Annotated in this window: 19 protein-coding genes; 1 reads left to right on the forward strand and 18 read right to left on the reverse strand. The window is 32.1% G+C overall.

The window, feature by feature from the left end; translation table 11 throughout:
* Positions 1-27: 27 nt before the first annotated feature.
* The 12 genes from ACW5YJ_RS09545 to rbfA form a co-directional block, all read right to left on the reverse strand.
* Entirely contained in the window at positions 28-858 is an 831-nt protein-coding gene (locus tag ACW5YJ_RS09545; RefSeq protein ID WP_017724318.1) for a YmfK family protein, read from the reverse strand.
* Positions 859-1,043: 185 nt separating this feature from the next.
* A complete protein-coding gene (ymfI, locus tag ACW5YJ_RS09550; protein WP_017724317.1) occupies positions 1,044-1,748 on the reverse strand; it encodes an elongation factor P 5-aminopentanone reductase in 705 nt (234 codons plus the stop codon).
* 2 nt (positions 1,749-1,750) lie between these two features.
* Positions 1,751-3,043: an EF-P 5-aminopentanol modification-associated protein YfmH gene (yfmH, locus tag ACW5YJ_RS09555; RefSeq protein ID WP_017724316.1), complete on the reverse strand. Its 1,293-nt coding sequence runs from the start codon at positions 3,041-3,043 to the stop codon at positions 1,751-1,753.
* The gene (yfmF, locus tag ACW5YJ_RS09560) at positions 3,043-4,332 is read right to left on the reverse strand and encodes an EF-P 5-aminopentanol modification-associated protein YfmF (protein WP_107552014.1); all 1,290 of its coding nucleotides are present in this window, start codon (positions 4,330-4,332) and stop codon (positions 3,043-3,045) included. The genes yfmH and yfmF overlap by 1 nt, the downstream gene beginning before the upstream one ends.
* Positions 4,333-4,342: 10 nt before the next feature.
* On the reverse strand, positions 4,343-5,056 hold the full coding sequence (locus ACW5YJ_RS09565) for a GntR family transcriptional regulator (RefSeq protein ID WP_017724314.1): 714 nt from the start codon (positions 5,054-5,056) through the stop codon (positions 4,343-4,345).
* Positions 5,057-5,058: 2 nt separating this feature from the next.
* Positions 5,059-7,509 (reverse strand): DNA translocase FtsK, encoded by a 2,451-nt coding sequence (locus tag ACW5YJ_RS09570; protein ID WP_107552015.1) that lies wholly within the window; start codon positions 7,507-7,509, stop codon positions 5,059-5,061.
* Between the two features lie 300 nt (positions 7,510-7,809).
* Positions 7,810-9,483: a ribonuclease J2 gene (gene rnjB / locus ACW5YJ_RS09575; protein WP_017724312.1), complete on the reverse strand. Its 1,674-nt coding sequence runs from the start codon at positions 9,481-9,483 to the stop codon at positions 7,810-7,812.
* Between the two features lie 414 nt (positions 9,484-9,897).
* On the reverse strand, positions 9,898-11,991 hold the full coding sequence (pnp, locus tag ACW5YJ_RS09580) for a polyribonucleotide nucleotidyltransferase (RefSeq protein WP_457338114.1): 2,094 nt from the start codon (positions 11,989-11,991) through the stop codon (positions 9,898-9,900).
* Between the two features lie 342 nt (positions 11,992-12,333).
* Positions 12,334-12,603: a 30S ribosomal protein S15 gene (rpsO, locus tag ACW5YJ_RS09585; protein WP_017724310.1), complete on the reverse strand. Its 270-nt coding sequence runs from the start codon at positions 12,601-12,603 to the stop codon at positions 12,334-12,336.
* Positions 12,604-12,706: 103 nt separating this feature from the next.
* The gene (locus ACW5YJ_RS09590) at positions 12,707-13,678 is read right to left on the reverse strand and encodes a bifunctional riboflavin kinase/FAD synthetase (protein ID WP_017724309.1); all 972 of its coding nucleotides are present in this window, start codon (positions 13,676-13,678) and stop codon (positions 12,707-12,709) included.
* A 13-nt stretch (positions 13,679-13,691) separates the two neighbouring features.
* Positions 13,692-14,609 (reverse strand): tRNA pseudouridine(55) synthase TruB, encoded by a 918-nt coding sequence (truB, locus tag ACW5YJ_RS09595; RefSeq protein ID WP_017724308.1) that lies wholly within the window; start codon positions 14,607-14,609, stop codon positions 13,692-13,694.
* Between the two features lie 259 nt (positions 14,610-14,868).
* Complete coding sequence (gene rbfA / locus ACW5YJ_RS09600; protein ID WP_026113574.1) at positions 14,869-15,216, reverse strand: 30S ribosome-binding factor RbfA; 348 nt, start codon at positions 15,214-15,216, stop codon at positions 14,869-14,871.
* 611 nt (positions 15,217-15,827) lie between these two features.
* Between rbfA and ACW5YJ_RS09605 the strand changes: the two genes are divergently transcribed.
* A complete protein-coding gene (locus ACW5YJ_RS09605) occupies positions 15,828-16,700 on the forward strand; it encodes an HTH domain-containing protein (RefSeq protein ID WP_017724306.1) in 873 nt (290 codons plus the stop codon).
* Positions 16,701-17,204: 504 nt separating this feature from the next.
* Here ACW5YJ_RS09605 and ACW5YJ_RS09610 read toward each other — a convergent pair.
* The 6 genes from ACW5YJ_RS09610 to rimP all read right to left on the reverse strand — a co-directional run bounded on the left by ACW5YJ_RS09610 (position 17,205) and on the right by rimP (position 22,994).
* Positions 17,205-18,203: a hypothetical protein gene (locus tag ACW5YJ_RS09610; RefSeq protein ID WP_457338115.1), complete on the reverse strand. Its 999-nt coding sequence runs from the start codon at positions 18,201-18,203 to the stop codon at positions 17,205-17,207.
* Between the two features lie 398 nt (positions 18,204-18,601).
* The gene (gene infB, locus ACW5YJ_RS09615; protein ID WP_017724304.1) at positions 18,602-20,710 is read right to left on the reverse strand and encodes a translation initiation factor IF-2; all 2,109 of its coding nucleotides are present in this window, start codon (positions 20,708-20,710) and stop codon (positions 18,602-18,604) included.
* Positions 20,711-20,714: 4 nt separating this feature from the next.
* On the reverse strand, positions 20,715-21,032 hold the full coding sequence (locus ACW5YJ_RS09620; RefSeq protein ID WP_017724303.1) for a L7Ae/L30e/S12e/Gadd45 family ribosomal protein: 318 nt from the start codon (positions 21,030-21,032) through the stop codon (positions 20,715-20,717).
* Positions 21,029-21,313, reverse strand: coding sequence for an RNase P modulator RnpM (gene rnpM / locus ACW5YJ_RS09625; RefSeq protein WP_017724302.1), 285 nt, complete (start codon positions 21,311-21,313; stop codon positions 21,029-21,031). The genes ACW5YJ_RS09620 and rnpM overlap by 4 nt, the downstream gene beginning before the upstream one ends.
* Before the next feature lie 17 nt (positions 21,314-21,330).
* Positions 21,331-22,503: a transcription termination factor NusA gene (nusA, locus tag ACW5YJ_RS09630; protein ID WP_017724301.1), complete on the reverse strand. Its 1,173-nt coding sequence runs from the start codon at positions 22,501-22,503 to the stop codon at positions 21,331-21,333.
* Between the two features lie 23 nt (positions 22,504-22,526).
* The gene (gene rimP, locus ACW5YJ_RS09635) at positions 22,527-22,994 is read right to left on the reverse strand and encodes a ribosome maturation factor RimP (RefSeq protein WP_017724300.1); all 468 of its coding nucleotides are present in this window, start codon (positions 22,992-22,994) and stop codon (positions 22,527-22,529) included.
* Positions 22,995-23,333: the final 339 nt, after the last annotated feature.

Below are 23,333 nucleotides of genomic sequence, written 5' to 3' on the forward strand. Positions count from 1 at the left end.
TCAGCCCTCCTCAATCAACAATCTTTATTACTCAAAGAAACCAAATCCGCCACCAAATGGATCGTTACCAAAATCCAAATTGTTTTTACTCTTAACTGTTTGTTTTTTCATTTCTTCATAATGAATTTCTTGATTTTTATTTTCTCTTAATTCGATGATATAATCAAAATCACTCATCTTGTAGTCGCTTGCTTCAACAAATAAGTCAGGGTGTTCAACTACTTTAATAGCAGGAAGACTCATAACTTCTTTCACTAATTCTTGGTGTTTCTGACTAGATTCTCTTGCTGTAACAGCACCATCAATGATATAGACATGGTCTGAATCATATTCGCCTTTAATTAATGAACTACGCACAGTTTGCTTAATAAGTGTAGAACTAATAAACAACCAACGTTTATGTGCACAGACGCTACCTGCTACAATTGATTCAGTTTTACCAACTCTGGGCATTCCACGAATACCAATTAATTTATGACCTTTTTCTTTAAATAATTCCGCCATAAAATCAACTAGTAAACCTAAATCTTCTCTTTCAAAACGAAATGTCTTTTTATCGTCAGCATCTTGCTCTATGTATCTTCCATGTCTCACTGCCAATCGATCTCTTAACTCTGGCTTTCTTAACTTAGTAATAGAAATATCATCTATTTCGGTTACAATATTTTCGAAACGACTTACTTTTTCTAGACTATCAGATTTAATTAATAGACCTCTACGACCTTCATCAATACCATTGATTGTTACTATACTAATCCCCATCATGCCTAACAAACTTGATATATCACCTAGAAGTCCGGCTCGGTTCATTGTTATCTCATACTCTAAATACCATTCTTTTTTAGTAGCAACTGTCATGAAATAAGCACCCCTTTATTTAGAAACCATGTACAAATAATTTATACATGAGCATGTAACTCATTTAAAACAACTTAACCTTGGCATATTTTCAACTTAAATATGCATATAACCATTTTATTGTAATGATATTATATCATTGAATGTTTCATAGTTGGTTTATTTTTTGTACATTATTTAAAAATCTATACGTACCATCCACCATTGACTTTCTGAATCGTTCCGGTGATGCTTCTTGCCATCGGATGACACAAATAACTGCAAGTATGTGCAATCTCAACAGGATCAATTAGCCTTTGTTGTGGTAATTCTTCAGTAATTGCCTGTAATTCTTCTTCAGACCATACTTGAGCCATATTTCCGCTAACAAATCCAGGAGCAATCGCATTTACAGTTACTGTTGTCATAGCTAACTCTTGGCTTAAAGCTTTTACAAACGCAATTTGAGCACCTTTCATTGCAGAGTAAATACTCTCCATGCTAGCACCAGTTTCTCCCCAAATAGATGATATGACAACGATACGACCATGACTGCTTTGTCGCAATTTATCAGTAAAAAATCTACAAATTCTAATTAGTTGGCGAACATGGACTTGATAACAATCGTCTATTTCTTTATCAGTCACATCTTGTAATTGACCATATAAAGCTGTTCCGCTTGCGTATACCAAACAATCCAATTTTGTTATACAAGAAAAATATGATTCTAAATCTATGTCTTGATTTAAATCACATTGTAAAAACTCAACTGGTTTTCCAATATAATCGCTTTGAAGTGTTTCAATATTCGTATTATTATAATGTACAATTACTTCAAAACCATCTGATAATAGCCTGTTAACAATTGCTTTTCCTATCGTTCCAGAACCACCAATAACTAATGCCTTCACTATTATTTCATCTCCAAGCGACTATCTACTACTTGTGTTAAATTCAAGCATGTTCGTGCTGTATCATTCACACTTTCTAAAGTTATACTTTCAACAATATCTAATAAGTCGAATAAACTTACGCCTTCAAAATATAATTTTGTATATTGGTTCGCAATGTATTCCGGTGAGTTCAAACCTGAAATAAATTCTCCAATAAACTGTTTTTTCAACAGACTAAAGGCCTCTAAATCATCAAGTTTCCCTAAATTGTTTTTAATTTCATTTAATAATAAAGTTTTTAATTTATCTGGATATTGCGTTGCACTTGTTATAACTGAAAAACTGTATGTAGGTTCTAATAAAAATTGATATCCAAAAGTTTCGTCTATTAATTCATCGTTGAGAAGTGACTGATAAAAATCTGTTTCTTCACCAAATATCAATTCATAAAATAAAGTCATTTCTAAATCACGTTTAACAAAAGCTTCATTAGGCTCGTCGTATAATGGTTCATTTTTAAAACCTAACATTAATCTTGGTGATTGCAATTTCATCGTTTCTGAAATTTTTAGTTCTTTCACTGAAGCTTGTTCAATTAACGGGTCTCTTACGATTTGCGGCTGTGCTTCTTTATCACGTTGATTCTCATGTTCTTCAATAACTTTATAAATATGATTCACGTCCACATCACCAACAACAAACAATACCATATTCGAAGGATGATAAAATGTTTCATAACATAGATATAAATCGTCTTTAGTTATTTCATAAATACTTTCAACACTGCCAGCAATATCTACACGTATTGGGTGTGTATCATACATAGCTCTTAAAGTATTAAACATTAACTTATAAGCTGGTTGTTCTTGGTACATCTTGATTTCTTCAGCAATTATACCTTTTTCTTTATCTACTGTTTCTTTAGTGAAATAAGGTGTTTCTACCATAGTTAACAGCCGTTTGATGTTACGCTCTATATTATCAGTTGCGCTAAATAAATAGCTTGTTCTATCAAAACTCGTAAAAGCATTGACCTGTGCATTGTCTTCAGCAAACGCTGTAAACAAATCTTCTTCGTCGTCACCATTTTCAAATAACTTATGTTCTAAAAAGTGTGCCACTCCATCAGGAACCGTAACAAAATCATCACTACCATGTGGTTTAAATTTGTTATCTAACGACCCAAATTTCGTAGTATAAGTCACAAAGGTTTTCTGAAATCCTTTTTTAGGAATTATAAATAATTTTAGACCATTTTTTAATTCAGCTTCAAATACTCGTTCGTCTATTTGATCATAGTAGGTTTCATTCATTAGTCATCGCCTCCTTTTGTCAAAATATATATTGTATCTAATGTAGTTGCCTGTGCTAGTTGTTGGATATCTGATTTATTAACGTTTTGAATCCCCGAAATATAACTTTCTTCCGACATCGGTTCATCTAATAATATGTTGTTATTCATGATTTCTATAATACTTTTAGCTCTATCATGAGATTCTTGTCTTTGAGATAGTATCACTTTTTTAGCAAGAGCTATCTTCTCTTCTTCAAAATCCCCTTGTTGGAATTTCTCAAATTCAGATACAATCGTCTCTTTAGCAATTTCATATTTATCGGTTGAAACACCACTTAATACAAATAAAAAACCATTTTTTGCGTCTATTTGGGAATGGATGGAATATGCTAAACTTTGCTTTTCTCGTACTTCATTAAACAATACGGAAGATGGATCGCCGCCAAACATAACATTAAAAACAATCATCGCAAAATACTCTGGATCTCCGTATTTTGCTGGTAATTTAAAACCCATATTTAACTTAGCTTGATCGACATCGTCTGTTTCTACTATAACTTGAGGTGTATTATGGTCTTGTCCTATTGGAGTAGACTGTGATAATTCAAAAGAGAATGAATTAATATTAAAATATGTTTGGATTTGGGATTTCACCTGTTGTTCATCTACGTTGCCTACCACATATACTGCACAGTAGTCATTTTCCAACATAGATTGATATGTATGATATAGATTTTCAGATGTAATGTCAGCTATGTATTCAACTTGCCCAGTTGCTAAATGTCGATATGGTTGTTCCCCAAACATATATTTCAATAAGTTCAAAAATGAAATTTGTGATTTGTTGTCGATCATAGCATTTAATTTTTTTGATAATAACGATTTTTCTTGAGCGACAAATGTTTCATCAAATTTATTATCTGATATTAAAGGATTGTATATCATTTCTTTAAGCAATTCTAAGCCTTTTTCAAAAAGCGGTGTTTGATCTTTTAAATAACGTTCATTTACTAATTCTAAAGATATGGTAATAACATGCTTATCTTTAAATTTGGAAACAAAACTATTAACATACGCACCATATAAATGAGATAAGTGTCGATTAAAATCCTTATCTGATGGCCATTGCTTTGTAGCACGTACTAAAATTTTACTTAAAATAGATCGCGCAGTCATTGTTTGGCTGTCTAACGGTGCCATAAATTTAAGCGTAATCGTTGTGGTTTTAAATTTTGTTGTCGGCAATACTTTAACATGTAAATCTTTCTGTGGGTTTTCTATTTTCAAATTGTCATACCTCACTTTCATAAATTTATTATTATAATCTATTTTTAACCGTTTTAAACGTAACTAAACTACTTTTGAAATAATTAAATGAATATAATATTGGTTGATCATCTGTATCATAATGCACTAATTTTAACAACATGAGTCCTTCATGTGGTGAAGCTCCTAAGAGATCTGAGATATGTGGCTCATAACTAATCGCTTCCATTTCAGTATCTGCATATGAAACTTTTTTATTTGTATAAGCTTCAATTGCACCTAAAAGTGACTCATCACTACTTTGGTATTGTGCACAAGTTAGATAATTTGCAGGCACTTTATCTAAACAGTAAACGACTGGTTTTCTATCTGCAGTTCTTAAACGTTCTATAATTGTAACAGGCGCCTTGTCTGTAGTATTTAATCTTTTAGAATCTAAAGAGGTCGCAGGTTTTTCATCAAAACTAATATATTCTGTCCCTGGTGTGTAACCTTGATCTTTAATCATTCTACTAATACTTACAACTTCTCCTAATGGGTAATAGAATGGGTGCAGTGATTTAACACGTGCACCTTCTTCTAAATTATTGGATAATACTTGTTCAGTAATTAGTTCGTCTACTGCATCATAAACGTCATCTGTTTTTACTTTTAAGGTTCTTGCTATGGCTAAATTACTCGGAAGTGGCTCACCATGTTGTAATTTGCCTTCCTTAATTTGTTGAATCATCCATTCTTTTACTTTATAAACTGAAGTTAATTCCATATTTACACCTCATCACTATCAATATCCACTAAAATTTGTCTAGGTTTACTACCTTTTTGTGGTCCAATAACTTGATTACGTTCTAAATCGTCCATTAATCTTGAAGCTCGGTTATAACCAATTCTGAATTGTCTTTGTAATAAAGAAGTACTCGCTTTTTGCTGTTCTAACACAAATAAATATGCTTCATCATAAAGTGCATCTTCACTTTTCATTTCTGATTTATCAACTGGTGCATCTGGTTCCATTTCTTTTACATAATTGGCTTTTTGCTGTTCTACGACATAATTAACAACATCTTGTACTTCTTGGTCACTTAAAAATGCGCCTTGTACACGTGTTCTAGTAGATCCACCGTTAGCAACATATAACATGTCACCTTTACCTAATAATTTATCGGCGCCAGCGCTATCAATAATCGTACGAGAGTCGATTTGCGAACTTACTGCAAAAGCTATTCTAGATGGTATATTATTTTTAATCAAACCAGTAATTACATCTACAGAAGGTCTTTGCGTTGCAATAATTAAATGAATACCGGCTGCACGTGCCATCTGCGTAATACGTTGAATAGCATTTTCTACCTCTTTACCAGCAACCATCATTAAGTCTGCCAATTCATCAACAATAACAACAATATACGGTAATTCTGATTGTTTTTCTTCTAATTCAGCATTTTGGCGTCTAATTGCCTCATTATAACCTTCTATATTTCTAGTTGAAGAGTGTTGGAATAAATCATAACGACGTTCCATTTCAGCAACTACTTTTTCTAATGCCTGTGATGCTTTGTGAGGATTAGTCACAACTGGTATCAGTAAGTGAGGAATACCATTGTATATGTTCAATTCTACCATTTTTGGGTCAATTAACATAAGTTTTACCTCATGTGGTTTAGCATTAAGTAAAATACTTGTAATTATTCCGTTGATACAAACAGACTTACCACTTCCTGTTGAACCTGCAACAAGCATATGTGGCATTTTGTTTAATTCTACTGTAATAGGATCGCCTGATATATCTCTGCCTAAGCCCACTTCTAATTTATTTTTAGCAGGGAATTTTTCATCTAAAACTTCTTTTAATGAAACAAGAGAAATCTTATCATTAGGAACCTCAATACCAACAGCAGAGCGACCAGGTATTGGCGCTTCTATACGAATATCTTTAGCAGCAAGTGCGAGTGCAATATCATTATGCAAGTTAACAATTTTACTAACTTTAACCCCTTGTGCTGGTTGAATTTCATATTGTGTCACTGCCGGTCCTATTTTTATTTGCGTAACTCTCGCATCAACACCAAAGTTCTTAAGCGTCGTTTCCAATAGTTGTCCTTTTTTCTGAACTTCTGCTTTAGAAGTAGCTTTTTGTTTAGTTGGTTGCTTTAGCAAAGTGAGTGGAGGTAGCGTATATGCTTCATTTTCCACTTCTCCTGCTTCAGAAATTGAATTAATCGTTTCACCTTGTTCACTTTGTTCGGACTCCATATCAGCTATTTGTTGATCGAGTGATGCTTGATTTGAGTTAGTGGTTTGTTGTGTTGCTGTTTGATTTAGCTGTCCTTCTTGATCAAACATGCGTTTAGTACGTTTACCTATAGGTTTTTCTGAGGTTTGCTTATGGTCATCTTCACTATCACTATGTCCGTATATAGGGATAGATTGTTGTTCCTCAGATTTTGAATTAGGAATTTCTTTTAAATCGCTAACATCTGTAACATTGTCATCTGATTTTTGCGCTTCAGTTCTTGCTTGTTGTTCTGCTTTTTTTTCAGCTTTAACACGCGCTTTGGCTTCTTTTTTCACTTTATTCTGTTTACGTCGCTCTTGATAATTTTCCGAAGCATCTTTACTTTTAACCTTCAGCTTTTCAAATAGTAACTTTGATACGTCACGATGTTTTTGCTTAAGTAATAAAATTACACTTGAAGCGATTAGTAGTATCGTCACTATAATAATACCCACAATAGATATAAGCGGTATAAACAGTGCTAACAGGTAATGACCTATTAAACCGCCCCCAAATACTGGAAAATTAGAATGCTCATAAGATTTATATACGAAAGATAAAACTGGTTCACGTTGGGCCTGAGCTTTATGTGTAAAGTAAAAGATAATATGAGTAACTAATAGTAAAGCTACTTGTAATACAAATGCGCCAACAGTACGTCTAGTTTTAGGTAGAGCTTTATAATATGTAATAAAAACTGTGCCTATTAAAATAAGAATGTATGTTAAGAATCTACTTGTACCAAATAAATAATTAAAGAAACTATCTATCATAGTTCCAATAATACCAAGTTGAAAGGCACCTAACGTCACTATTACAAATATAGCTATTGCCACAATATATCTTAACGGACTATCCCCTTGCTTTTTCTTATTGTTAGTAGTTTTCTTTCTTGTATTAGTAGGTTTTCTTTTTGTTGTTTGTCTCTTTTTTGTTTGTGCCAAATTTACCACCTTTTCTTCGACTGTGCTCAAAATCAGTATATATTCACACACTACTGTATAAAATAGATTATTTCATATTGGCAATAATAATTTCATCAGTTAAATATATGTAAATTTATGTATGATTAATAATTAATCTTTCTATCTATAATAACATAAAAGAGGTAAGACATTTAACGCCTATAGCCATTTCAAAGGTCGCATGAATGTCATTTACTTCAAAAACATTCAATCACATTTTACCTTTAAAAATATTTACCTAAGCGCTTGTCTTAACCTCTTTGTTTAGTACAGGAATTATTAAATTTCAGAAATTACTGGAATAATCATTGGACGACGTTTTGTATTTTCAAATAAAAGTTTGCTAATTTGATCGCGCATGTTTTGTTTGATTTCAGACCATTCGATGCGTTTCTCTTGTAAGCCTAGTTCAACGATTTCACGGACTTTTTCTTCAGCTTCATTTAATAAGGCTTCACTTTCTCTAACATATACGAAACCTCTAGATTGAATTTCTGGACCTGCTGCAATTCGTCTGTTTTTAGGATCGAGTGTTACAACTGCGATAAAGATACCATCTTCCGCTAGCAGGTGACGATCTCTTAGCACGATATTGCCAACATCACCGACCCCGATACCATCAATTAGTACATTACCAGAGTGAACTTTTTCATTTAAAATCATTTCTTCCCCATCGTAATTAACTACGTCGCCTTTTTCAACAAGAAAGATTTTTTCAGGTTGCACGCCTGCTTCATTTGCTAATTTAGCGTGTGCAATTTGCATTTTAAATTCGCCGTTAACTGGAATAAAGTACTGAGGTTTCATAATATTAATCATCATTTTCAATTCTTCCATACAACCATGGCTTGAAGTGTGAATCTTTTTACTATTTGGAATAATCTCTGCACCAGCACGTACTAATTCATTAAGTGTATTTCCGACAATCACTTCCATATTAGCAGAAGCGGTAATAGCTAAAAATACAGAATCTCCTGGTTCAATATTCATTATTTTGTGTTTTTTCTGAGCCATTTGGCTTAAAGCTTCTACAGGCTCACCTTGCATACCAGTAGCAATAATAATAACTTCATTTTTAGGATAATTCTCAACTTCATTAATTGGAATTAATAAGTCTTTTGATATATCAAAGTATCCCATTTTTCTAGCAGTATTGAAAGAGCTCTCCAATGAACGACCTAAAAATGATACTTTTCTATTTAATCTTTGTGCAAGATTTAAAACTTGTTGAATGCGAATAAAATTAGATGCATAGCAGGACACAATCAATCGACCTTTCACTTTTGTAAAGGCATCATACATGTGTGATTCAATTACATTTTCTGGTGTATTGTATCCAGGTTTTTCTGCTTCAGTAGAATCACTGATTAATGCAAACACACCTGCTTCTCCAATTTCAGTCATTTTCTTTAAGTCTGGTGCATAATGTCCTTGTAAACTTTGGTCAAATTTAAATTCACCTGTATATACAATTGCCCCGTATGAAGTATGAATGCACACACCTAAACTATCTGGGATACTGTGTGTCGTATCAAAGAACGTTACATTAACACCTTTGAAACGCATAATAGATTCATTATTAACTGTATAATATCTTACTTTTTTATTAATATTGCGAGCTTTCATATTCTCCTTAATTAAAGCAATTGTAAGCTTTGAACCATAAACTGGCGCATCAACTTGTTCTAAAACATACGTGACAGCACCGATTGCATGTTCATGACCATGTGTTAAGAAGATCCCTTTTAATTTATCTTTGTTCTCAATAACATATTGAATGTCTGGTATAACAATATCTACACCTAACATCTCATCTTCTGGGAACATTAAGCCAGCGTCAAGCATGAACATTTCGTCATCTACTTCGACGATATACATATTTTTCGCTATTTCTCCAACTCCGCCGAGTGGAATGATGCGAATATTTTTATTATTTTTCTTTATTAAACTCAAAATGTTACCTCCTATTTAAATTCCCGTCCATATATAAACTCATAATTTATTATAAGTTAAAATAGGCATTATGTACACTATTAAAGTAATAACTGATATAGCTTAAAAACTTATTAATGTAATCATAATTCCATTAACTTAAATTGCTTGTACAGAAAATTAAGTCAAAATTTTATAATAACAAAAAATATTTATTATTAATTATATGTTGCATGACAACAATTCCCTAATGTTGTAATTTTATGTATAACTTTATCTTATAAATGTAATCATTGACCTTTATATAATAAAAAAGAAACTAGTGTATACTGATTTTAAGCATGCTTTTACAATAGAATTAACGGCATTCTACTATAAAAGCACAAATCAATGACTAGCCTCTAATTAAAAATTCAATGTATTTAGATTTTGGTTTTACAACAAGACTTTATGTGATGCATTAACGCGTCCTTGTTTATCAATTTCAGTTACTTTTATTTTAAATGTGTCTCCAACTTTCAACACATCTTCTACTTTTTCAATACGTTCATTAGCAATTTGTGAAATGTGAACAAGCGCATCTTTACCTGGGAATAATTCAACAAAAGCACCGTATTTCTCAATACGTTTTACTTTACCTTCGTATACTTGGCCAACTTCTGCTTCACGCGTGATATCTTCTATAATATTACGCGCGCGATCAATCGCGTCTTTATCAACAGCGCCAATGAATATTGTACCGTCTTGTTCAATGTCTAATTTAACACCAGTTTCATCAATAATTTCATTGATTTTTTTACCACCAGGTCCAATTACGTCTCTAATTTTTTCAGGTTTAATTGTCATAGTTACTACTTTTGGCGCAAATGCACTTAATTCGTTACGTGGTGTATCGATTGTTTGTAACATATGATCTAGAATAGCAAGGCGACCTACGCGTGCTTGCTCTAAAGCTTCTTTAATAATTTCTTTTGTTAAACCATCAATTTTGATATCCATTTGAATAGCAGTAATACCTTTAGAAGTTCCGGCAACTTTAAAGTCCATATCGCCTAATGCATCTTCCATGCCTTGAATATCAGTTAAGATAGTATAACTATCATCGCGTGTTACTAGACCCATCGCAATACCTGCTACTGGCGCTTTAATTGGTACACCTGCATCCATTAATGCTAATGTAGAACCACAAATCGACGCTTGTGATGAAGAACCATTTGATTCTAAAACTTCACTTACAATTCTCACAGTGTATGGGAAATCTTTTACATCAGGAATAATATGGCTTAGAGCACGTTCACCTAGAGCACCATGCCCGATTTCACGACGTCCTGGAGAACGTACTGGCCCTGTTTCACCTACTGAATAGTTAGGGAAATTATAATGATGCATAAAGCGTTTTTGTTCTTCTTCGCCTAAACCATCTAGAATTTGATATTCGCTCATAGAGCCTAACGTTAATACTGAAAGTGCTTGTGTTTGTCCGCGTGTAAATAATCCCGAACCATGTGCTCTCGGTAACACACCAACTTCAGATTCTAGTGGGCGAATTTCATCCGTCTTACGGCCATCTGGTCTGATTTTTTCATCTGCAATTAATCTTCTTACTTCTTCTTTAACTAAGTCATTCAATATGCTATTAACTTCTTTAATTAAAGCTTCATTGTCAGCATCAGTTTCATCAATAAATTCAGCTGCAACTTTTTCTTTTAAATTATCTAAGTTAATATCACGTTGTTGTTTATCAAATGTTAAAACAGCATCTTTCAAACCATTTGCTTCAGTCAATTGAGTAACTTTTTCTACAAGGGATTCATCTTTTTCAACAGGAACAAATGCTTTCTTCTCAGGTTGAATATGATCTACAATTTCTTGTTGGAAATTAACTAAACGTTGGATTTCACTATGTCCGAAGAAAATGGCATCTAACATTTCACTTTCAGTTATCTCACTAGCACCAGCTTCAACCATGTTTACAGCGTCTTTATGACCAGCAACTTCTAAGTCTAAACGTGATACTTCTTTTTGTGCAACTGTTGGATTGATAATGTACTCTCCATCGATATAACCAACATTCACACCAGCAATTGGTCCTTGGAATGGAATATCAGAAACACTTAATGCCATTGATGAACCTATCATTGCTGCCATTTCAGGCGAACAATCAGGGTCTGCACTTAATACAGTATTCATGATTTGAACGTCATATTTATAACCTTTAGGGAATAATGGACGAATTGGTCTGTCGATTAAGCGCGCAGTTAACGTCGCTTCATCACTTGGGCGACCTTCGCGTTTCTTGAATCCTCCTGGAATTTTACCAGCAGCATACATTTTTTCTTCATAATTAACCATTAATGGGAAGAAGTCCCCATCGCGCGGTTCTTTTGAAGCAACCGCAGTTGATAAGACAACTGTATCACCATAACGAACGAGTACAGCACCATTGGCTTGTTTAGCAAGTTGACCAGTTTCAATCGTCAATGATCTGTTTGCCCATTCAGTTTTAAAAACTTTTTTCTCTTGAGACATTACAAATCTCCTCTCATATATCTAATAGTACTATCATATCATTTCTTAGAAAATTTTTATATTAGTATATTATTTTTTAAAAATGCTCACTTCTAATTATAAAAAAGGAGCAGGACAGAAATCTAATAATTCAACTAAGATTTCATTATCCCACCCCTATCAAAGATGAGTAGAAAAAGCGTTTAAATTCTTGTATAAACACTACTTACACCATAAATTAAGTCATTTACATTAACAGTAGTATGTTTTACAAATACTTTTTCAAATCTGTCGGTGCCTATATCAAAGTTGAGGCTGAGACATTTAATTATGTCCCAGCCTCTATCAATATACGTCCTAAAATTAACGACGGATACCTAATGATTTAATTAATTCACGGTAACGTTGAACATCTTTTTCACGTAAGTAGTTAAGTAAGTGTCTACGACGACCTACCATTTTTAATAATCCACGACGTGAATGGTGATCTTTTTTGTGCTCACGTAAGTGTTCATTTAATGCAGTGATTTCTGCAGTTAATACAGCGATTTGAACTTCTGGAGATCCAGTGTCCGCTTCGTGTGTACGGTATTCTTTAATTAATTCATTTTTACGCTCTTGTGAAATTGCCATTGTCAATTTCCTCCTTTAATTTTTATTCGCCTTTATCCGAGCAAATCGTCGGAGTTTCGATGTGCCAAGGTAAAGGTGCTAAAATGTGTTATACACATTCGACTTAAATATTATATGATACTTCATCACCAAAATCAACCGATAACAAGTATTTTGCTTTTTCTTTATCTTTATTCATTTGTTCCACTAATGGATCAATACCATCAAATTTAATTTCAGGTCTCAAATAATGATGCCAAAATACTGTAACGCGTTCACCATAAATGTTTTCTCCAAAATCAAATAAATTCACTTCGATTACCACTTGAGCTTTAGAAGGATCATGGAATGTTGGTTTTACACCTACATTAGCTACCCCTCTATAAATCTGTTTATCCGCACCTATTTCCATGCTAACTGCATAAACACCATTCTTAGGTAATACATAATCACCACTTGGTTGTACGTTTGCTGTAGGAAAACCAATAGTTCTACCTCGTTTCTCCCCTTGCACGACCGTACCTTTAATGCGATAGCGATAGCCTAATTCTTCATTAGCTTTTTGTAACTCTCCAGTTTTCAATGATTTTCTGATATCAGTAGTAGAAATTTTTTCAGAATTAATTTCTTGTTTGCTTACTACTGTAGAATTAAATTCAGTCATTTCATCTAAAATCATCATATTACCTTTGCCGTATTTTCCAAAAGTAAAGTCAAAACCAGCAATGACTTCTTTAACATGATTCTTGATAATATAATCTTGTATAAAATCTTCAGCACTTACTTCTGCAAATTTAGATGAAAAATTAATGACAATACAATAGTCAATACCATAAGATTCTAGGATTTCTATTTTATCTTGAATCGGCGTTAAATAATCAGTTCTTTTTAGTTTAGGATTTAATACAACCGAAGGATGTGGATCAAATGTCATTACTGCCTTTTTTAAATTCGCAGCTTCTGCTTTTTGATTTAAAATATCAAATACTTTTGCATGGCCTTTATGCATCCCATCAAAAAATCCAAAAGCCATAGCAACATCTTCTGTTATATATTGTTCTTCCTGAATTGGATGAGTTACTTCTATCACTTTCATGCGTATTTCTCCTTTAGTTAAACACCTTTTTAGGTTTAATTTCATCTAGTTTTTCTGGATGAGGTTCATAAATTGCTAACACTTTGTGTGTGTGCTCATCTACCATTGTAACCATATCGTCTATATTTTGCTTGAACATTGTTTTTTCAAATTTTTGTCCATTTAAAATTTTAGACTTAATATTTTCTTCTGAAATTATAATTTGTGGTAATCCTTTCAAACCATATTCTATAGGAAATAACTTGTCTTGTAATGATTCATGCTCATGTAATGCTGCTACATCATTTAAAGTTAAACTGTCCTTAATGTCAAATCCACCACTCTGTGTACGTGTTAACTTTGACATATGTGCAGGTAAATGTAATGACCTGCCTATATCTGTTGCGAGTGTACGTATATATGTACCTTTACCACATTCTACAATTATATCAAATTGACAGCCGTTGTGGTCAAAACGTAGTTCAGTTGTACGTTTGATTTTATATATATGCGCTTGACGTTCAGGTCGAACAACTTCTTGGTTATTTCTAGCATATTCATATAATTTTTTCCCATTTACTTTTACTGAAGAATACATTGGTGGTATTTGTGTAATAACACCCTCAAATTGTTGGAGTATTGAATCGACATCCTCAGCAGTAATTTCACCATTTAAGATATCTTTCTCTTCTATCACATCACCAGTTTGGTCTTCAGTAGTGGTTGCACTCCCTAAACTAACTGTCGCTTCGTAAGTTTTACCCATTTCCATTATGTAGTCACTAACTTTTGTCGCAGCTCCTATACATATCGGTAACACACCAGAAACTTCCGGATCTAATGTTCCAGTATGTCCCACTTTTTTAGTCTTCAATATTTTTCTCAACTTAAAAACCACATCATGACTTGTCAATCCACGATCTTTAAATACCGGTAATATGCCGTTATACATTCTTATTTCACCTTCAAAGTCTGATTTTTTAAATCTCTAATCTCATATTAACATGTAATAATTGATAAAAAGTTATGTAAAAAGAGCGGGACAGAAATCAAAACTAAATTTGATTTCGTATTCCCGCCCCCACAATTTTGTCAAAACATCTAATCAAGTTAATTTAATTATAATTTAGAATTAGTTCGACAATTGCGCAAGTTCTAATTTACAGCACGAACACCACATGCTATATATATGTGCTAATTATTAAGAAAGACTAATCTTTCTTATGCAAATCTTGAATCATTCGTTCTATTTTATTACCGTAGTCGATCGATTCATCATATTCGAAATTTAACTCAGGAATAATTCTAAGTCTCATTCTCGAACCAAGCTCAGATTTAATAAAACCTTTCGCTTTTTCCAAACCTTTAAATGTATCTGCTTTTTGTTTTTCATTTCCTAAAACAGTTAAATAAACCGTTGCAATAGATAGGTCATTAGTTAATTGAACTTCTGTAATTGTCAAGAATCCAATTCTCGGATCTTTAACTTTATTATTAGCGATATCCATGATTTCTTGTTTCATTTGTTCGCCTACACGTTCTGCTCTCATATTCATTATATTTCACCTCTCATTGTTTATAAGTCCGTTAATCTTTCCCTTACTTACAGATTATATGACAGTTTATTTCATAACGTCAAACAAATTTCACTTATTCACTGCTCAAAATAATATATTGTAAATAGATATCACTTTTTGAAAAGGTAAATTGTATATTATCAATAAAATTTAAACATCTTATTACAGTTAGGCATAATTTTATTTCCAAACTGTTAAATTATGTAATAATTTTTCATGAAAACGTTATGAATTTCATTTTTAATTGCCTATCTGTTAATTTTTTTGCCTTAGTGTTAAATTTAATTTAGTAAACCTTTGTGATTGAAAATTTTCTCATTATTTATGTGATTAAAAAATAAAATATTACACATTTTATAATTTATAATGGTATACTTCAAGGGAGCGAGACAGTAACTATATATTTTTAAATATATATTATCGCCTTCCCTCATATGCATGGCTTAAATTAACGAACGCACACATAAATATGCAAGCACCACTAGCTTTAAATAACAGATTACATGCATCTCACTTATGCTTAAGTGCCACTTTACAGGTCAAAATATTTTAATAATTCGACCTTATTTTCAAAATTATAGGAGCGTATATTATTGGAAAAACCAGAACGCCTTTTGTACATTTATACACGATTTTTAAACGGAAAAGCATTAAACAAAGAAGAACTCGCACAGCAACTACATGTAAATGTAAGATCTATTCAACGAGACATAAGTGACATAAATAATTTTTTATATGAAGATCAAGAATGGCATGGTCTAAAAGGTCAAATTGTATACGATAATACCATAGACAAGCATCGTTTAAAAATTGATAGATATAAATTTAAGAATAATAGGTTACTTAATTTGATTTTTCGTATGAAAAACTTCACACCTATAATTCATGAAGATACATATAATCTTATAAGAGGCTTAAATGCCAATTCAAACTTAGCCGAAAAAATTTTGTCTAATAAAATATTAAGTCAATTTAATATACATCGTGAATTTAGTGAATCAACTTTAATTTTTAGAATACAATTAGCGATTGAAAACAATCATAAAATTTCTGTTCAATTACAAAACATACGTGTAACAGACATTATCCCTATTTATACACGTTATTTTGCCGATAAATATTGGTTCACTTATTTAGCTAATGGAATAGTTTATACTCTCGATTTATCTGCTGTAAAAGAAGTCGAACAACTTAACGATGTTTATGATCAATCTGTATTTGAAGATATTAGTAGTGTGACTATGCTTATTCAAGATCATATTTGGCCAAAAATCAAACGTCAGTTTATCATTGTAAATACGAAATCTGTAGATAATGGACGAATTGCAGATATCATTATTTCAAAAGAAGAATGCATGCACATTGCTTATGAACATCCAACTCAAATCACATTACTAAAACCTCAACATTATGTCGATGATTTCAAAGCAATTATAAAATCATTGTTCAACTCTTACAACATTTAAATTAGATAACAAGAAACATATTAATTAAATAGCTTTAATTTATGGCTAGTGTTAATTTAATTAATATGTGTCCAATATTTAAAAATGATAAATTAACGATGAATTTTTTTATCAATTATAAACAATTAATCTTTAAAAATACGCTTAACAGAATGACAACTTTATATTAAAAAGAATTTTAAGTTACAAAAATGCGATGATTTTTCAAATTATCCGTTCATCAGTCAACTTACGTAAATTTCATCTACAACAAAGTTTTTCATAGCTCAATAAATTACAAAATGACATAAAAACTAAGAAAACGTCAATTTCTATAATCTCAATAGAAATTGACGTTTGTTCTGTATACGAGATATTTAAATCTTAATCTCTTGTTCCCACATATTTATTCACTTTACCAGATAACTAGAACCTACGCATGTACTCAGCTATTATCATTTTTTCTACTCATACATATATTTATAAATTATATTACTACTTTTCATAATACAATTTATAAGTTTATTAATGTTGTCTTTCCAATGTATGTTGTAAAATTTTTATTTTTTCGTGAAAATCAGAATTTCCGTTTTCACGTGCTACTTTTTGTTCTTGATTCCATTTATAATATTCGATTTTACTAAGTTCTTGCTTTTTCTTAATACGAATACGTTGTTCCCTATAACTTAACACATTACATACTGTAAGATGACGATTTTGCTTCGATAATAGTACGAATAAATGATCAATTAAATACTGACATAATTCACTATCTGCGAAATTCTTAAATATAGAAATATATAATTCTTCTTCACTAACGATATAGATACGTGGTTTGTCATCTTTCAACATTTTTATTAACAACTCATAGTTTTTTACTTGAGACGGAAGTTTGTGATTAAATGTTAAAAAATCTTTAGGTATACCTGCAGAATGTCCAGTCTGATATGGAAAAAAATTGAGTACCATAACCCTGTTAGGATCGATATTAAATTGTTTTAATGTCGACGCATTACTATATAAATATTTCACAAACCATCTATGTCTATCTATATAAGGTAAAAATAATTTTTGTCCATCAAATAATAATTTACCTTGAATGTCTAATAAAATTCTTTTTCTGTATTCAATTGCCTCATCATCAGCTAGATTTAGTTGGTATGTTTTAAAATCATTTTCTGGTTGCTTCTTTAATATTACTATATCTGCAATTTCTGGATTGCCAAAATAAGGTCTTGCAATAGCTGGATTTAAATCTGCGTTTTCGAATGTGACTCTTTGTCTATTTTTATTTAAAGTAACTTTGCCGTTCGCAAAGTCTATCATTTTTTTAAACCTTGGAATGTCAGTAAAATTATTTCCAAAGTGTTCTTGAAAATAAGCATAATCCATAGGATGTAAAAATGCTGTTGTATCATTATTTTTAATAATTGCCTTTAATGTTGATTCGTCATAAATAGAGTTATACTGACTAAAATATTGTTCCCAAAATTCATTTATATCTTTTAAATATTCACTCATCATTTATAACCTCCTATTTAACTTAACTATAATTAAAAGGATAGACAACTATTGTCAGCGTACCTCGATAAGTGTAAATTTACAATATTTTTTTAATCTAATTTACAACTATGAATAGGTATATAATTTATATAAATTAATATGTCTACATTTGCAAGATTCAATTTTTATGTTTTATTATTGTTCAAAAAAGAAAAGTTTTAGATTGTTTATTTTGAGCAATATGTTTTTATTTAATTGTTAAAAATAATATCGTTTTTTATTAATTGTTTACAGAATACCGCTAAGAATTAATTAAAGAAATTAAGACAAAAAAACAAAGCAAACAACATAATAAAAGTTTGCTTTGTTTCTAATATATAAACTTTTCCAAAAAGGAAGATATCATTAAAGATTAAAAGTTATCTTTTAATTTCAACCATTTCGAACGCTTCAATAATGTCGCCTTCTTTTAGGTCATTGAATTTTTCAACTGTTATACCACATTCATAGCCTTGAGCTACTTCTTTAACATCGTCTTTAAAACGTTTTAATGTGTCTAATTCACCTTCGAATTGTACTACACCATCTCTGATTACACGAACACCAGCATTACGTGTGATTTTACCATCTATCACATAACTACCAGCAATCGTACCTACTTTAGAAACTTTGAAAGTCTGGCGAACTTCTGCTTGACCAATAACTTGTTCTTCAAATTCTGGATCTAGCATACCTTTCATTGCAGATTCAATTTCTTCGATAACGTTGTAAATAACACGGTGTAAGCGCATATCTACGCCCTCATTATCTGCAGCTCGTTTCGCACCAGTATCAGGACGTACATTAAAGCCGATAATGATACCATTTGAAGCATTAGCAAGTGTAACATCTGATTCATTAATCGCACCTACTGCAGTATGAATAATTCTTACATTAACGCCCTCAACATCTATCTTCATTAAGGATGCTGCAAGTGCTTCTACTGAACCTTGTACATCACCTTTGATAATTACGTTAAGATCTTTCATTTCACCCTGTTTCATTTGTTCGAACAGATTATCTAATGAAACACTCTTACTTTCTTGACGCTGTTGCAATACATTTGCTTCATGACGTGCTTCACCGATACGTCTTGCTTGTTTTTCATCTTTGAAGACAACAAATCTATCACCAGCTTGTGGTACATCGTTGATACCAGTAATTTCTACAGGTGTAGAAGGACCAGCTGACTTAATACGTTGACCTAAATCATTTACCATAGCACGGATTCTACCATAAGTGTTTCCTACTACTAGCGAATCTCCAACATTAAGCGTTCCGTTTTGAACTAATAATGACGCAGATGGTCCACGTGATTTATCCAATTCAGCTTCAATCACAGTACCCACAGCATGTTTGCTTGGATTTGCTTTTAATTCTTGAACTTCAGAGGTTAGGACAATCATCTCTAGTAAATCTTCAATACCATCTCCACTTAAAGCTGAAAGTGGTACGAAAATTGTATCTCCACCCCACGCTTCAGGAATTAAACCGTATTCTGTTAATTCTTGCATTACACGGTCAGGATTAGCTGTTGGTTTGTCAACTTTGTTTACAGCAACAATTGTAGGCACCTCTGCTTCTTTAGCATGGTTAATCGCTTCAATTGTTTGTGGCATTACCCCATCATCTGCTGCTACTACTAAAATTGTAATATCAGTGACTTGGGCACCACGAGCACGCATTGTTGTAAATGCAGCGTGACCTGGTGTATCAAGGAAAGTGATTTTTTTACCATCATTTTCAATTTGATATGCACCGATATGCTGTGTAATACCACCTGCTTCTCCAGCAGTTACTTTAGTATGACGAATTGAGTCTAATAATGTTGTTTTACCATGGTCAACATGTCCCATGATTGTAACAACAGCTGGACGTTCAATTCCATTTTCCTCGTCAGCTTCATCTTCAAAATAAATTGATAAATCTTCTTCATCAATGATAACTTCTTTTTCAAGTTCTACACCATAATCATCTACGATTAATTCTAATGTTTCATCATCTAAAGATTGATTAATGTTTGCCATTATACCTAGTAAGAATAATTTTTTAATAATACCTGAAGAATCTATATTTAATTTCTCAGCAAGTTCACCTACAGTGATACCATCATGATACGTAATTTTAGAAGGTATTTCCTTTGGTTCTTCTTGTTTAGGTTGTTTATTATTTTTATTGTTTTTATTAGTGTTCTTATTATTTTTGTTATTTTTCTTGTTGTTAGATTTATTATTTTGATTACCTTTGTTGCCTTGGTTATTTTTATTATTCGTCGTTGCTTGTTTATTTTGAGCGCTTTTCTGCTCTGATTTAGCAGGTTGCTGAGCTTGTTCTGGTTTATAGATTTTATCTAAAGCCTTAATTTGGTCGTCTTCTAACGTTTGCATGTGGCTTGTTACCTCAACGTCCATTTTAGCTAACTCATCTATAATATCTTTACTTTTTAATTTTAAATCTTTTGCGTATTCGTAAATTCTTTTTTTACTCATATAGTCACTCCTTACGATATTCATCAATCATTGACAATAACTTTTTAGCAAAGCCTTGATCAGTGATTCCAATGTTTACACGTTCTGCTTTCCCTAAAGCTTGTCCTAATTCAGCTCTCGTTCCAAATATGCGTAATGATATATGGTAACTTTCACATTTGTTCTGTATCACTTTAGTTGTGTTATCAGAAGCATCTGTTGCAATGATTACGAGCTTTAACTTGTTCTTTTTTAAATCATTTAAAATGACAGATTCACCTGTTTTAACTTTTCCAGCACGCATTGCTAAACCTAAAAAATTTACGATGTTCTCCTTGGTCATTTAGGAATCTCTTCACGATAAATAAGACGTATAATTTCTTTATAAACAGGTTCTAGTGTTTCAGCATCAGCTTTATAATATTTTTCTAATATACCTTTTTGCTGTGCCTCTTCTACTAATTTAACATCTTTTGATACATATGCACCACGACCTTGTTGTTTTCCAGTTGCATCGGCAAAAATTTCGCCTGCTTTATTTATCACAACTCTTATCATATCGTTTTTCGGATGCATTTCATTTGATAATATACATTTACGCATTGGAATTTTTTTCTTTTTCATAAAGTAATCACTCCAATTTATTTTTCAGTATCTACATCTTCTTCAATGATTTCGCTTGTAGTATCCTCAGAATGTGCTACTTCTGTGTCAACTGTTTCTGAAGGAGTATCAATTTCTTCAATGATACCTTCCTCCGTTGGATAAACGCCTGCTTCTCTGGCATCAGTTTCAGATTTAATATCAATCTTCCAACCTGTTAATTTTGCAGCTAAACGGGCATTTTGACCACGTTTACCAATTGCTAATGATAATTGATAATCCGGTACGACAACAATTGTAGATTGATTTGCCTCATCAACAATAACTTGTAAAACTTGTGATGGACTTAAAGCATTTTTAACAAATACCTTTGGATCTTCGTTCCATTGAACGATATCAATTTTTTCTCCACCAAGTTCTTCTACTACAGCCTCAACACGAGCGCCTTTGGCACCTACACATGCTCCGACTGCATCAATATCAGGATTATCAGAGTGTACACTGATCTTAGAACGATCTCCAGCTTCACGTGCTACAGATTTAACAATTACTGTACCGTCAAATATTTCAGGCACTTCTTGCTCAAATAAACGTTTTAATAAGCCTGGGTGACTTCTTGATACATAAATTTGTGGACCTTTTGTAGTTTGTTCAACTTTGTTTACGTATACTCTAATCCTTTCATTCGGAATATAGCTTTCATTTGGACTTCTTTCCGCTTCAGATAAAACTGCTTCAGTACGTCCCAAGTTTACATAAACATAGCGATGATCTACTCTATCAATTAAGCCTGTTACAATGTCATCTTCTTTATCGATAAATTCATCATATAAAATTTCACGCTCTGCATCACGTAAGCGTTGCATCACAGCTTGTTTGGCTGCTTGAGCACCCACGCGTCCGAAGTCATTTGGTGTAACATCTTCTTCATAAATATCACCAATTTCATATGCAGGGTTTTTAACAAGTGCAGTACTTAAATCAATTTCTTCTCTATCATCCATTGATTCTTCTACAACTTCTTTACGTGCGATAACATGAAATGTACCATTATCCATATTTAATTCAACACGTACGCTTCTTGCGCTATCATAGTTCTTTTTATAAGCAGTGATTAAAGCTGCTTCTATAGCATCAACTAACACTTCTCTAGGAATCTTTTTTTCTTTTTCTAAGTACTCAGTTGCTAATAATAATTCATTACTTGACACGACTTATCATCCTCCTTATCATGTTATATCATTACAGCATGACGTGCTTTAGCGATCTTACTTCTTAATATTTCAACTTGTTTTGTTTTCGACTTATCCTTAACTTCCATAGTTATCGTTTCGTCATCAACAGATTTTAAAATACCTAACCATTCTTTAGAACCTTCAATTGGTGCGTATAAAGATACGAAAATAGGTTTTGATACAGCATTATAGAAATCTTTTTCTTTTTTAATTGGTCTTTCTGCACCAGGTGACGCAACATCTAAGTAATACATTTCTTGAATAGGATCTTCCGCATCCATAACTTCGCTGATTTTTTCAGAAGCTAACGCACAATCATTTAAGTCTACGCCGCCTTCTTTATCAATAGATACTCTTAAAAAATGGTCTTTTCCTTCTTTTGTAAACTCAACTTCTACTAATTCAAAATTTAAGTCGTTAAGGACAGGTTGAATAATTGCTTCAACTTGTTCAGTTATTTTACTCATGCTGACCTCCTTTTTTGGCAAATAGAAAAGAGCGGGTAATATGCCCACTCTTCCTGCCTGAGTCTAATTTTTTAAGCACTGTTATTATATCATATGTTTATTTTCTATACAAATAACTATATTTTAAAAATCCCATAATGACAAGATAGTCACTTTGTTGTGCTATATTTTATACGTTTAAAGTATTTATTTCATTGAAGTATTGTTTCAAATAAATCGTGATTAAATCTTAACCGTTTTGTCGTTTTAGTAAACTAATACCATGACATATTATTCAAAAATGTAATAATTAAGCTTAAAGTTACTTCTTTAAAGTTTACATACTTGTTCAAATTTATT

Source organism: Staphylococcus sp. mip270_02 (assembly GCF_054031535.1).